This is a genomic window from Arthrobacter sp. Y3225116, from assembly GCF_059091245.1.
The window spans coordinates 1-13,048 of the sequence record NZ_JBNHGL010000067.1 but is presented as its reverse complement, the minus strand read 5'-3'; the positions used below and the strand labels follow the sequence as shown (position 1 = coordinate 13,048).

The 13,048-nt window shown below is 67.6% G+C and carries 13 protein-coding genes and 1 pseudogene; 9 read left to right on the top strand and 5 right to left on the bottom strand.

Features of this window, described 5'->3' with window-relative positions:
- The 4 genes and pseudogenes from AC5RV2_RS08605 to AC5RV2_RS08590 all read left to right on the top strand — a co-directional run.
- Positions 1-91: pseudogene (locus AC5RV2_RS08605) on the top strand (ATP-binding protein); the annotation flags it as partial.
- Positions 92-180: 89 nt separating this feature from the next.
- Complete coding sequence (locus AC5RV2_RS08600; RefSeq protein ID WP_494092014.1) at positions 181-1,707, top strand: glycoside hydrolase family 15 protein; 1,527 nt, start codon at positions 181-183, stop codon at positions 1,705-1,707.
- Between the two features lie 151 nt (positions 1,708-1,858).
- Positions 1,859-2,668, top strand: a complete 810-nt coding sequence (locus AC5RV2_RS08595; RefSeq protein WP_494092013.1) for an AzlC family ABC transporter permease — start codon at positions 1,859-1,861, stop codon at positions 2,666-2,668.
- The gene (locus AC5RV2_RS08590; protein ID WP_494092012.1) at positions 2,665-2,976 is read left to right on the top strand and encodes an AzlD domain-containing protein; all 312 of its coding nucleotides are present in this window, start codon (positions 2,665-2,667) and stop codon (positions 2,974-2,976) included. Before AC5RV2_RS08595 ends, AC5RV2_RS08590 begins: the two co-directional genes overlap by 4 nt.
- 154 nt (positions 2,977-3,130) lie before the next feature.
- On the opposite strand, the gene AC5RV2_RS08585 is transcribed toward AC5RV2_RS08590, so the two are convergent.
- On the bottom strand, positions 3,131-4,081 hold the full coding sequence (locus AC5RV2_RS08585; RefSeq protein WP_494092011.1) for a zinc-binding dehydrogenase: 951 nt from the start codon (positions 4,079-4,081) through the stop codon (positions 3,131-3,133).
- A 233-nt stretch (positions 4,082-4,314) separates the two neighbouring features.
- Here AC5RV2_RS08585 and AC5RV2_RS08580 point away from each other — a divergent pair, with 233 nt between their 5' ends.
- The 3 genes from AC5RV2_RS08580 to AC5RV2_RS08570 are packed head-to-tail and all read left to right on the top strand — an operon-like array spanning position 4,315 to position 6,203.
- The gene (locus AC5RV2_RS08580) at positions 4,315-4,644 is read left to right on the top strand and encodes a thiamine-binding protein (RefSeq protein WP_494001978.1); all 330 of its coding nucleotides are present in this window, start codon (positions 4,315-4,317) and stop codon (positions 4,642-4,644) included.
- A complete protein-coding gene (locus AC5RV2_RS08575; RefSeq protein WP_494092010.1) occupies positions 4,641-5,342 on the top strand; it encodes an O-methyltransferase in 702 nt (233 codons plus the stop codon). Before AC5RV2_RS08580 ends, AC5RV2_RS08575 begins: the two co-directional genes overlap by 4 nt.
- A gap of 3 nt (positions 5,343-5,345) precedes the next feature.
- Positions 5,346-6,203, top strand: a complete 858-nt coding sequence (locus AC5RV2_RS08570; RefSeq protein ID WP_494092009.1) for a spermidine synthase — start codon at positions 5,346-5,348, stop codon at positions 6,201-6,203.
- A gap of 270 nt (positions 6,204-6,473) precedes the next feature.
- Here AC5RV2_RS08570 and AC5RV2_RS08565 read toward each other — a convergent pair whose 3' ends face one another.
- A complete protein-coding gene (locus tag AC5RV2_RS08565) occupies positions 6,474-7,397 on the bottom strand; it encodes a LysR family transcriptional regulator (protein WP_494092008.1) in 924 nt (307 codons plus the stop codon).
- 159 nt (positions 7,398-7,556) lie between these two features.
- Here AC5RV2_RS08565 and AC5RV2_RS08560 point away from each other — a divergent pair, with 159 nt between their 5' ends.
- Positions 7,557-8,945 (top strand): MFS transporter, encoded by a 1,389-nt coding sequence (locus tag AC5RV2_RS08560; RefSeq protein ID WP_494092007.1) that lies wholly within the window; start codon positions 7,557-7,559, stop codon positions 8,943-8,945.
- A gap of 92 nt (positions 8,946-9,037) precedes the next feature.
- Here AC5RV2_RS08560 and AC5RV2_RS08555 read toward each other — a convergent pair whose 3' ends face one another.
- Both AC5RV2_RS08555 and AC5RV2_RS08550 read right to left on the bottom strand, forming a co-directional pair.
- Entirely contained in the window at positions 9,038-10,507 is a 1,470-nt protein-coding gene (locus tag AC5RV2_RS08555) for an NCS2 family permease (RefSeq protein ID WP_494092006.1), read from the bottom strand.
- Between the two features lie 152 nt (positions 10,508-10,659).
- Entirely contained in the window at positions 10,660-11,307 is a 648-nt protein-coding gene (locus AC5RV2_RS08550) for an FAD-binding protein (RefSeq protein ID WP_494092005.1), read from the bottom strand.
- Between the two features lie 196 nt (positions 11,308-11,503).
- Here AC5RV2_RS08550 and AC5RV2_RS08545 point away from each other — a divergent pair, with 196 nt between their 5' ends.
- On the top strand, positions 11,504-12,520 hold the full coding sequence (locus tag AC5RV2_RS08545; RefSeq protein ID WP_494065491.1) for a universal stress protein: 1,017 nt from the start codon (positions 11,504-11,506) through the stop codon (positions 12,518-12,520).
- Between the two features lie 70 nt (positions 12,521-12,590).
- On the opposite strand, the gene AC5RV2_RS08540 is transcribed toward AC5RV2_RS08545, so the two are convergent.
- A partial coding sequence (locus tag AC5RV2_RS08540; protein WP_494092004.1) for a C40 family peptidase occupies positions 12,591-13,048 on the bottom strand: 458 nt, incomplete at its 5' end.

The window sequence follows — 13,048 nt, the reverse complement described above, 5'->3', positions numbered from 1 at the left end:
GCTGTGCGACCGGCACGGCAACGCCATCCACCTCGGGGAGCGCGAATGCTCGCTGCAGCGCCGGCACCAGAAAGTGATCGAGGAGGCGCCGTCGTCGTTGAACGCTCCTATATTCCGTCGACGTTTGTGCTGCAGACCCGCTGGAAGAGCGCAACCGGCGAGGCACTGGTGACCGAGTTCATGCCGGTGGGCGACCGCCGGGCATCCCTTGTCCGCCGCGTCGAGGGCCTTTCCGGCGACATGACCATCCGGCAGGAACTGATCATGCGGTTCCACTACGGGGACGTGGTGCCGTGGGTGAACCGCGTGCACGACGAAGCCACCGGCCGGGAATCGATCGTCGCTATCGCCGGCCCGGACGCGCTGGTGCTGCACGGGGAGCGCCTGCCGCGCGCCGCGAACCGCCGGCATGAGGGCGAATTCACGGTCAAGGCCGGCGAGACGGTCGACTTCGAACTGTGCTGGTTCCCGTCCCACCGGACGGTGCCGCCGGCGATCGACGTCGACACCGCGCTGGCGGAAACGGTGAACTACTGGCAGAACTGGTGCTCGCGGTTCCCGCCCCAGGGGGAGTACCACGGCATCGTCAAGCGTTCCCTGCTGGTGCTGCGCGCCATGACGCACGAGACAACCGGCGGGATCGTCGCCGCGCCGACTACCTCGTTGCCGGAGTCCTTCGGCGGGGAACGGAACTGGGACTACCGCTACGTCTGGCTCCGCGATGCGGCGCTGACGCTCGAATCGATGATGACCCACGGCTACGAAGACGAGGCGCTGCAGTGGCGCAACTGGCTGCTGCGCGCGGTGGCCGGCGATCCGGAAGACCTGCAGATCATGTACGGGGTGGCCGGCGAACGCGACCTGGAGGAACGGATCATCCCGCACCTGCCCGGGTACGAAGGGTCGGCGCCGGTCCGCGTGGGAAACGGCGCGGTGGGCCAGTACCAGGCGGACGTGATCGGCGAGGTCATGGTCGCGCTGGAGAAGCTGCGCAACATGGGCGGCACCGAGGACCACTTCTCCTGGCCGCTGCAGAAGGCCATGCTGCACTACATCGAGAAGCACTTCGACCAGAAGGACCAGGGCATCTGGGAGATGCGGGGCGAACGGAAGTACTTCACCCACTCCCGGGTGATGATGTGGGCGGCGTTCGACCGCGGCGTGCGGGCGGTGCAGGAGCACGGCCTGGACGGCGAAGCCGAGCACTGGGCGGAGCTGCGCGACAAGCTGCGCGAAGAGATCATGGAGCACGGCTTCAACCGGGAGATCAACTCCTTCACCCAGACCTATGACGGCACCGAGGTGGACGCCTCGCTGCTGGTGCTGCCGCAGGTGGGCTTCGTGAAGTACGACGACGACCTGATGCTGGGGACCGTCGCCCGCCTGGAGCGGGAGCTCGTGGATGCGGACGGACTGATCCTGCGCTACCGGACCGAGTCGGGGCTGGACGGGCTGGCTCCGGGCGAGCACCCGTTCCTGGCCTGTTGCTTTTGGCTGGTGGAACAGTATGCCCGCTCCGGGCGGATCGGCGACGCCCGCGACCTGATGGACCGGCTGGTCGGTTACGCGAACGACCTGGGGCTGATGGCCGAGGAGTACGACACGGTGAACAAACGGATGGCCGGCAACTTCCCGCAGGCGTTCTCGCACCTGGCGCTGATCCGTGCGGCTGACGCCATCAACGGCCACGCGCAGGAAGCCGTGTAGGCGCGCCGTTTGGGGGGAGCCGTGTAGGCGGGGCCGCTTGGTCGCGGCCGCTTAGCCCCCGCTTCCCCGGGCCGTTTCCACAGTTTCCACAGCGATATCCACGGTTGCGGGCGGGCGGCGGAGCGGCTGCCTTCCCGGCTACTGTAGACGGGTGAAGTTTCTCCAGTCCCCGGCCGTGAAGGTGGGGCTGTCCATCTCCATCGCCACCGGGTTGTACGGGGTGTCGTTTGGCGCCTTGTCGGTGGCATCGGGACTCGACCTCTGGCAGACCATGGCGCTGAGCCTGCTGCTCTTCAGCGGCGGCTCCCAGTTCGCGTTCATCGGCGTGATCGGCGGCGGCGGCACCGGCCTGGCCGCGATGACTGCTTCCGCCCTTCTGGGTATCCGCAACGGCATCTACGGCATGCAGATGAACGCGCTCGTTTCCCCGTCCCGCTGGTGGCGGCCGCTGGCCGCCCACGTGACCATCGACGAATCCACCGCCACGGCGTCCGGCCAGGACCACCCCGGCGAGCAGCGGCGCGGTTTTTGGACCGCCGGCGTAGGTATATTCCTGCTCTGGAATCTATTCACGCTGGTGGGGGCCTTGGCCGGCAACGCCTTGGGTGACCCGAGGCAGTGGGGGCTGGACGGAGCCGCCGTCGCCGCGTTCCTGGCGCTGCTGTGGCCGAGGCTGAAGGGCACGGAGCCGGCCGCCATTGCGGTTGCCTGCGCCCTGGCCACCCTGCTGGCCGTGCCGTTTGTGCCCAGCGGCGTGCCCATCCTCGTGGCGGCGGCGGTCGCGGCCGCCATCGGCTGGTTCACCCACAAACCCATTCCCGCCGGGATGGCGCCGGACATCGAGCCCTACGACGAGCCGTATGCCGAGCACGACGGGCCCCACATGCTCGCCAGGTCCGAGGGCCGGGCCGCGGGCCGCGACGATCCGGCCGGCAGCCGGGACGGAAGGGGGACACCGTGAGCCTGTGGATCTGGATCCTGGCCGCCTGCGTCATCTCCTACCTCACGAAGCTGGCCGGTTATCTCGTGCCCGCCAAGTGGATGAAGAACCAGCACATGTCCCGGGTCGCCGCCACCATGACCATCGGCCTGCTCGCGTCGCTGACCGTCGTTAACGCCTTCTCCACCGGCCAGCACCTGGTGTTCGACGCCCGGGTCGGGGCGCTGCTGGCCGCCGCGGTCGCCCTGCTGCTGCGCGCGCCGTTCCTGGTGGTGGTCATCGCCGGCGCCGCCGCGGCCGCACTGCTCCGCCTGGCCGGCTGGGGATAACCGCGGGCGGCTGGGGTAACGGCGGCCTGGTCGGGTGGCCGGGTGACGGCGAACGGCCCACGGCAACGGCGGGCGGCGCACAACCGCGCGGCGCGGCTTAAGGCAGAACGACGACGGCGGTTCGCACCGCCGTCGTCAATCATTCGGTGAGGGGTCAGTCAGCGATCTTGGCGACCAGCCGGCCGACGACTTCGCCCTTCTTCAGCTTCTCCAGGCCCTCCGGGATTTCCTCGAAGGTGATCTCGGTGATCGTAGGAGTGAGCTTGCCGGTGGCGAAGTAATCGTAGACTCCCTGCACGTCGTCGCGGGTGCCGCCCTGCGAGCCGACCAGGGTGACCTCGGAGAGAATCAGGGCCTTGGTGCTGATAGTCGATTCCAGCCGGCCCATGCCGACCTGGACCACGCGGCCGCCGCGGCGGACCGTCTCGATGGCCTCGGCGGTGGTTGTGCCGAAGCCGGCAAAATCGACGACGACGTCCAGGCCGATCTCCTTGAACTCGGCGATGGACTTCGCCACGTCCTTAGCGCCGGTCTCCTTGGCCTGGTCCCAGATCTTCTCGTTGACCTCGGCGACGTAGACATCGGCGCCGGCCAAAACGGCCACGCGGGCGCCAATGGAACCAAGGCCACCGAAGCCGATGATGCCGACCTTGTCACCGGCCTTGACCTGGCCGTTGGCGATGACGGCGTGGTGGCTGGTCATGCCGGCATCGGTGCCGGCCGCACCCTGGGCGAAGCTGACGTTGTCCGGGATGCGGACCAGGGCCTGCTGGTCAATGGCGGTCTTAAAGGAGAAGCCGCCGTCGAAGGCATAGCCGGGGGCGCCGGCCGGGGTGGTCGGGCAGCAGCCCACGCGGTCGCCGACCTTCCAGTCGGTGACGCCTTCGCCGACCTCGGTGATGACGCCGGCCACCTCATGGCCGAGGGTGATGGGGCGCTTGGCCAGCGTCGAGAGCCAGCCCTCGTCCTCAAGCATGCCGACATCGGAGTGGCACAACCCGGCCGACTTGATGTCGATGACGACGCCGCCGGGTGCGGCGGTCGGCTCCTCGACTTCGTTCAGTTCAAGCGGCTCGTGGGTATTGGTAAACTGCCAGGCTTTCATGGGGTCTCCTGTGGCTCGGCTGCGGATGGTGGCATTCCGCAGGCGACCGGTGGAACGGACCGGCGGAACGGTGCGGGTGCGAAACCCGTATGTCCAGCCTAGCCTCAAAACCCGCTATTTTTTATGCAAATGCATGTAAAGTGCGTCACGTGCAGTGCGGGCCGAGGCCCCGCGGTTGCGGCAGGTGACACCGGACCTGTGCGCCGGCACGGGTGCTGTGGAAGACTGAAGCCATGCTTGTAGCCTTCTCTGTTGCACCCTCCGGGGTGCCTGTCGCCGGTCCCGCACCCCACGATGCCTCGGTCCATGACGCGGTTGCCGAGGCCGTCCGGATCGTCCGCGAATCCGGGCTGCCGAACCATACCGACGCGATGTTCACCACCATCGAGGGCGAGTGGGACGAGGTGATGGACGTGATCAAGCGTGCCACCGAGGCCGTGGGCCGTCACGGATCGCGCGTGTCCCTGGTGCTCAAGGCGGACATCCGTCCGGGATACTACGGCGAGCTCAACGGCAAGGTCGACCGGCTGGAGGCCGCGATCGCCGAACAGGAGCAGCAGTGACCGTTCAGCCGGGCCTGCCGGACGTCCATTCGGAAGCGGCGTGGACCGCCGTCGAAGATTACCTGACCGTCACCTTGGTGGGGGAGGACCAGTCCCAGGTCGCAGCCAGGGAGGGGGCCGCGCAAGAAGGCCTGCCGGCGATCGAGGTGAGCGCAACCCAGGGCAAGCTGCTGATGCTGCTGGCCCGGCTGAGCGGTGCCCGCAAGGTGCTGGAGATCGGCACGCTCGGCGGGTACAGCACCATCTGGCTGGCCCGCGGACTGCCGGACGACGGCAAAGTGGTCAGCTGCGAGTACGAACCGCGGCACGCCGAGGTGGCGCAGCGGAACCTGGAGGCCGCCGGCGTCGCGGACAAGGCCAGCATCCGGGTGGGCGCCGCACTGGAAACCCTGCCGCGGCTGGCCGAAGAGGGCGTCGGGCCGTTCGACCTGGTGTTTATCGACGCGGACAAGGAAAACAACCGGCACTACGTCGAGTGGGCCCTGCGGTTGACGCGTCCCTGCAGCCTGATTGTGGTGGACAACGTGGTGCGGTCGGGAAAGGTGCTGACCGACGGCGGCGACGCGGAGGACCGCGACATCCGCGGCACCCGCGATGCGCTGGCGCTGCTGGGCTCCGACCCGCGCCTGGACGCCACAGCGATCCAGACCGTGGGCGGCAAGGGCTGGGACGGCTTCGCGCTGGCGCTGGTCAAGTAGCCGATGGCACGGCGAAGCACCCGTGCCGAGGCGGCACGGGAGCCGGAGGCGTCCGGCGGGCCGGCCGAGGGGCGCTATGAGATTTCCTCCGGGATAGCCGAGCTGGTCCGCGAGCCCGACTCGGCGGACAGCTGGCTGCTCAAGATCAACGGCGTCCAGTCCTCGCACGTGGTGGTCGGCGACCCGCTGCGGCTGGACTTCGAATACATGCGCTGGATGGCGGCGCTGATCGCATCCCGCTGGGGACCCGGGGCCAAGCTGCGTGCTATGCACCTGGGCGGCGGGGCGTGCTCGATGGCCCGCTACCTGGCGGCCGTGTACCCCGAGGCGCGCCAGGTAGTGGTCGAGATCGACGCGAAGCTGGCCGACCTCGTGCGCCAGTGGTTCGACATCCCGCGTGCGCCGTTGGTACGCATCCGGGTGGGTGAAGCACGGGCGGTCACCGAATCACTGAGCGAGGACAGCCGGGACCTGCTGGTCCGCGACGTCTTCTCCGGCAGCGAGACCCCGTACGGACTGACCACGCTGGAATTCACCCGCGCGGTGCGGCGCGTCCTCTCGCCCGGCGGGGTCTATCTGGTGAACTGCGGCGACACACCCCGGCTGATCGGTGCCCGCGAGGAGGCGGCGACCATCGGCGAGGTGTTCGAGCACCGGGTGATCATTGCCGATCCGCCGATGCTCAAGGGCCGCCGGCACGGAAACGTGGTCATCGCTGCCAGCGACCAGCCGCTGGAAAACGGTCCGGGACTCGTCCGGGAGTTGCTGCACGGTGCCATGCCGGCACAGCTGTGGGATGGGCCGAGGGTAGAGAAGTTTTGCAGAGGATCGGCGATCCGGCAAGACCGGCCGGCCAATTAGTACCCTTTCCCGGAACGTTATGACTTCGGCCGGAAATTGTTTGTAAGATGGACACGAACGGCCGCGCAGCGGCCGTACTAGGCCCGGGAGTGAGCCGCTTGCGGCTGGCTCTCCGGAGGCAGGCATAGAAAGAACGGCTTCGACACTATGGATGGTGGCTGGAGCGCTATGTCTGCTCAGCCGGATTCAATCCGGCGCCGGATGCCGGGTGCTGACAACCTAATCCCCCCAAGTTAGGTGCAGTGCCCGGCATCTCGGTCATTAATCCTTTCACCGTGTGCCGGTCCCCTTCCCCAGGAGCTCGGCTTCCCGGCTGCGGGTCTCGCGCCTGAGCGCATCAACGACCGCCGCCACCGCCGGTTGCCGCAGCGACTCCGGGCGGGCCACCAGCCAGTACCCGAGCCGCTCCTCCAGTTCCCCCGGCAGGATACGGACCAGATCCGGGTGGCGGTTGGCCATGAAGCAGGGCAGCAGGCCGAGGCCGGCGCCGGCGCGGGTTGCCTCTACGTGGACGAAAACGTTGGTGGAACCCAGGGCGGTGGCCATCGCCGGCAGCAAGCGGCGCGCGGCGTCGAGATCGTCGACCTGCAGCATGGAGTCCACGAAATAGACCAGCGGGTGGTTCATGGCCGCGCGCACGCTGTCCGGTGCGCCGTGTTCCGCCAGATAGTCCCGGGAACCGTAGAGGCCCAGTACATAGTTGCCCAGCCGGATGGATCGGGCACGGATAACCTGCGGCCGCCCGACGACGACTTCGAAATCCAGGCCCGGCCGGTGTTGCGAGGCCTGGCGGGCAGCCGTAACGATCTCCACGCTGAGCCTGGGATGGTGCTGCTGCAGGCGGGCAATCGCCGGGGCGGCGACGAACGCGCTGAAACCGTCGGTGGCAGACATCCTCACGACCCCGGCCAACCGGTCGGCCTGATCCGGCGTGCGCCCGAGCTCCGTCAGCGATTCTTCGATCCGCTCGGCCACCGCTGCCGCCTTCCGGCCCAGGTCGGTCAGCTCCCAGCCCCCCGGCGCCCCGGAGAACACGCGGCCGCCCAGGGCCTTTTCGACGGCGGCGATGCGACGCGAGACGGTGGTGTGGTTCAGGCCCAGGTTCTCGGCGGCAACGGTATACCGGCCGGTGCGTGCGACGGCGAGGAGGATGATCAGGTCGTCCGGCTTGGCGGACTGCGGCGCGGGTGGCATATCTGCATCTTTGCAGACCATGCCTGCAAAGTTTGTCATTGATGCACATGCGGGAGCGGGGAATACTCGGCTACGTCTGTTTGTGACCACACTCACAGCGTGCGGGGGGAGTCCCGGCCGAAAACGCCGCAATAAACCGCACGCCATGCAAGGAGAATGATGAGCGCCCACGCTACCCCCACCGGACCCGGATCCGGCACGACGCACGAGTCGCCGCCGTCGGTCCTGCGCAAGGTCGTCACCGCTTCCATGGCCGGCACGGTCGTGGAATGGTACGAGTTCTTCCTCTATGCCACCGCGGCCACGCTGGTCTTCGGCGCCCTGTTCTTCCCGGATGCGGGTACCGAACTGGACGCGATCATCGCCGCGTTCGTCACGTTCGCCGTCGGCTTCATCGCCCGGCCGCTGGGCGGGATCGTGTTCGGCCACTTCGGCGACAAGCTGGGCCGGAAGAAGCTGCTGCAGGTGAGCATCATCCTGATCGGTGCCGCCACGTTCTTGATGGGCTGCCTGCCCGGGTTCGACCAGATCGGTTACTGGGCCCCGGGCCTGCTGGTGGTGCTGCGGTTCGTCCAGGGCTTTGCCATCGGCGGCGAATGGGGCGGCGCGGTCCTCCTGGTGGCCGAGCACAGCCCGGCTGCCAAGCGCGGCTTCTGGGCGTCCTGGCCGCAGGCGGGTGTGCCGATGGGCAACATGCTGGCCACGGTAGTGCTGTGGGTGATGTCCGGCATCCTTTCCGAGGCCGAGTTCCAGGCCTGGGGCTGGCGCGTTGCCTTCTGGCTCTCTGCGGTCATCGTGCTCGTCGGCTACTACATCCGCACCAAGGTCACCGAGGCGCCGATCTTCCTGGAAGCCCAGGCCGAGTCCGCCAAGGTGAAGGCCACGTCCTACGGCGTCGTGGAAGTGATGAAGAAGTACCCGCGCGGCGTGTTCACTGCCATGGGGCTGCGCGTGGCGGAGAACATCATCTACTACATCGTGGTGGCCTTCTCCATCACGTATCTGAAGACCGTTCACGACTTCGATGTCACCACGGTGCTGGGCCTGCTGATCCTGGCGCACGCCTTCCACTTCGTCGTGATCCCGTTCTACGGACGCCTGTCGGACACCATTGGCCGCCGCCCGGTCTACATGGCCGGCGCCGTGCTGTCGGGGGTCTGGGCCTTCGTCGCCTTCCCGATGTTCGACACGCAGAACCCGATCATCATCCTGGCCGCGATCTTCCTGGGCCTTGCCGTGCACGGGCTGATGTATGCGGGGCAGCCGGCCATCATGGCCGAGATGTTCCCGACCCGGATGCGCTACTCCGGTGTCTCGCTGGGCTACCAGGTGACGTCGATCTTCGCCGGTTCGCTCGCCCCGATCATCGCCTCCACGCTGCTGAAGGACTTCGAGCACTGGCTGCCGGTTGCCCTGTACCTGGTGGTCGCCTCGGCCATCACCGTCGTGGCGGTGATCTTCACCCGCGAAACGAAGGGCGCCTCCCTCCGCGACCTGGACCGGGCCGACCTGGCACGCACGGAAGCGGAAGTGCGGGCCCAGGCCTAGACGCGCCGGCGCGAGCCAAGCGACTAAAACCGAAGGGACCGGTGCCACCCGTTGCGGCGGTACCGGTCCCTTTCGCCTCGGCGGACCTGCGGTCAGCGGAAGCCGATGAGCTGCTCGATCGGCCCGATGCCGAAGAAGAGCACGAAGGCGGCGGCCACTATCCACATCAGCGGGTGGATCTCCCTGGCCCGGCCCTGGAACGTGCGCACCAGCACGTAGGCGATGAAACCTGCGCCCAGGCCGTTGGCGATGGAATACGTGAACGGCATCAGCGTGAAGGTCAGGAAGGCCGGGATGGCCACGCCCCAGTCGGACCAGTCGATCTTGCCCACCTGGGACACCATCATGAAACCGACGACGACGAGCGCCGGCGCCACTGCCTCGAACGGCACCAACGAAATCAGCGGTGTGAAGAACATGGCGATGAGGAACAGCAGGCCGGTGACGACGTTGGCCAGGCCGGTACGCGCACCTTCGCCGATGCCTGCGCCGGATTCCACGTAGATCTGGTTGGAAGAGACCGATCCGGCGCCGCCGGCAATCGCGCCCACGGCGTCGACGATCAGCACGCGGTCCACGTGCGGAATATTGCCCTGCTTGTCGGTCAGTCCTGCCTCGTTGGCCAGGCCCACCATGGTGCCCATGGCGTCGAAGAAGATGCTCAGCAGGATCGCAAAGGCCAGCAGGGAAGCAGCCGTGAAGCCCAGCGTTCCGAAGGAGCCGAAGAGGCTGACCTGGCCGACCAGGCTCAGGTCGGGCAGCCCCACCCAGTTGCCGTTCGGCAGCTCGGGCACCACCAGGGACCATCCCTGCGGGTTGAAGCCGTCCGGACCCACCGACGGTCCGACGTCGGCCACGGCTTCGATGACCACCGCGAGCACGGTAGCGGAGAGTACGCCGATCAGGATGCCGCCCTTGACCTTGCGCACCACCAGGGCGATGGTCAGGATCAGGCCGACGACGAAGACCAGGGTCGGCCAGCCGAGCAGCACGCCGTCGAACCCGAGGCCCACCGGAACGGTGGTGCCCGCAGCGTCCGGAATGCGGCGGATGAAGCCGGCGTTGACCAGACCGATCAGGGCGATGAACATGCCGATGCCCACCACGATGGCGGTCTTCAGGCTGGGCGGCACGGCGTTGAACACCGCGGTCCGGAACCCGGTCAGCACCAGGATCAGCATGGTAATGCCGGAGAGCACCACCAAACCCATGACGTCGGGCCAGGTCAGGCCCGGATTGGTCGCGACCGTGATGGCAACGAAGGCGTTGACACCCAGACCGGTCGCCAGGGCGAACGGGTACTTGGCCCACGCGCCCATCGCAATGGTCAGCACGCCGGCCACCAGTGCCGTCACCGCCGCGACGCGCTCGGCACCAAGCATGGCACCGGTCGAATCGGCGCCGCCCAGGATCAGCGGGTTCAGCACCACGATGTAGCTCATGGCGAAGAACGTGGCCAATCCGCCGCGGATTTCGCGCGAATAGTTGGAGCCGCGCTTGGTGATCTCGAAGTAGCGGTCGAGCACCGAAGTCTTGGCGGCTACTGCTCCCTTTTGGGGCATGGGGGTGTCCTCCACAGGTAAGTGGTATGGTCAGGGATTTCCCCAAAATTCTAGCCCCTCGCGGCACGCGCCGGCGTACGGCGCCGCTGTTTCCCGCCTGCACGGGGTCCAGCGACGAGCGTACGCCGCCGCTGTTCTCCGCCTGCCCGTCGTCAGGCGACGGCCGGTCCGGAGGTGGACGCGATGGCGCTGCCGGCGACTTTCGCCTGCCGGATGATCTCGCGTGTGCTCGGCGCCAACAGATCCGCCACGCCGACCAGGTAGAGGCCGATCGCTTTCAGGACGGAGGCAAGGTTTTCGCCGGCCGCGATGCCCAGGCTGCGGAGCAGCCGGCGCATCTGGTTCTGCGCGCAGCCCGTCAGGACGACGGAATCGGCGACCAGCAAGCCGTTTTCGGTGCGGATGACCCACTTCTGGTTCTTGTCCCTGCTGATCGCGGGCGCGTGGGCCGCGGAGGCAGCCGTCGGCCTGGACGCCTCCGCCTGAGCGGCCGACGCTGTTTTCTCCGACGTCTTGGTGACGCCGCAGACATGGGTGCTGTGGCGGATGTCCAGCGCATGGCTGGCGGCGTACGCCTGCAGCAACCGCAGCAGGTCGTTGCGTTCGCTCCGGTGCGCCGAGTCCGCCAGCGGGGACCTGCGTCCTTGGTCGGCCGGCTGGGGGAGCAACCCCTCCACGACGATCGACGACACGCCCTGGCGGCTGAGTTCACTCGCCACGGCCAGTCCAGGCAGCCCGGAACCGATGACCACCGTGGTGGTGTATTCGGTAGGCACTTCTGGTACGGAAACGCCACTCACTGCACGGACTCCTTGTACGGTAGCGAGAACCTCGGGCGGCGAACGGACCGCCCGCACACGCATTGTGAAACTGTTATTTAACACAATTTTCATCGAAGCCTACATAACTTTTCGGCCACTGAGAAGCGCTTTGTTGCAGAGTAAGCTGAGGGTAGCGGGCGAGGATGCCCGTGCGACGTTGAGGGAGGCGGAACGAATGACAGAAGCCACAGGTTCAGACGCCGGACAGGGCGCGGCACCCCGCGGCATTGTCGTCGGAGTTGACGGCTCCGATCAGAGCATCTGCGCGTTGGTTTGGGCTGCGGAGGAGGCGCAACGGCGCAGGACCCCGCTGCACGTCGTGACCGCCTACACCGTTCCGGTCTTCGCTGCCTCCAGCATGGATGCCGGCTATGCCACGCTGGATGATTCCGTGATCCGCGAAGGCGCCGAAGCCGTGCTCGAGCAGGCGGTGTCCAAAGTTACCGGCTACGGCCTGGACATCGATGCCCGGGTGGAAACCGGCGACGCCGCCGGGGTGCTGCTGGAGCTCTCGGAACAGGCCGAGCTGGTCGTGGTCGGTACGCGCGGCCGCGGCGGGTTCATGGGCCGGTTGCTGGGCTCTGTGAGCAGTGCCGTGCCGGCCCACGCTTCCTGCCCGACGGTGACGATTCCGCTGGCCTGCGCGCCGCGCCTCGGCGACCTGGACATCGAGCTTCCCCGGTCCAAGGACCAGGCAATCCGCCCCGAGGACGTCCAGAAGGTCGTCGTGGTGGGGGTCGACGGTTCCGAGCAGGCACGCAACGCCACCTTGGTCGCCGCAGAGCAGGCCGAGCGGCTCGGCTATCCGCTGAAGGTCATCTGCGCCATGCCGCCGTTCACCGGCTCGCTGGCGTGGGTACCGGCACCGCTGGACCGCGAGGCGCTCTATGCGGATATCCGTGAGCAGCTCGACGCCGGCGTGGCATGGCTCAAGAGCCACTTCCCCGATCTGCGCGTCACCGGTGAAGTACTGGACGGCTCCCCGGTGGAACTGTTGATCGAGGCGTCACGCACCGCCGAACTGCTGGTGGTTGGTACCCGCGGCCGCGGCGGCTTCGCCGGCATGCTGCTGGGCTCCACCAGCCAGGGCGTGCTGCACCATGCCAAGGGCCCCGTCATGGTGGTGCCGGACAAGCATGACCCTCGCTTGGACGACCGCCGCAACTTCGGCCCCCTGCCGGACGCCGAATAACCGCAGGTTGCAGAAGGGCGGGCCCGGAACCCCCAAAGGTTCCGGGCCCGCCCCTTTTAAGCAGTGCAGGCTAGACGGCCCAGCGGGCACCGAATGTGTGCAGCTTGCCGTACATGTGGCTGATATTAGTGACGGTCAAGCCGACGTCCGGGTTCAGTGCGTGGACTACCTGCCAGTTGCCGATGTAAATGCCAACGTGCCAGAGGGCGTTTGGCTCGCCCCAGAAGACCAGGTCTCCGGGCTGAAGCTGGGAAAGCGGCACCTTGTGCGGCGCGTAGTCGAACTGGGCCTGGGCAACGCGGGGGAGGCTGCGTCCTGCATTGGCGAACGCCTGCTGCGTCAGGCCAGAGCAATCGAACCCGACCGGACCGTTGCCGCCCCAGACATACTTTGCTTTCGGGTCGGCCTGCCGCGCCATCGCATAGTTGATCGCAGCGTTGGCGATGCTCGCGTTGCTGCCGGGAGCCGGAGCCGGTGCCGGCGGTGCCGGATTCGGCTTGGGCTTCGGGGCCGGTTGAGGGGCCGGCG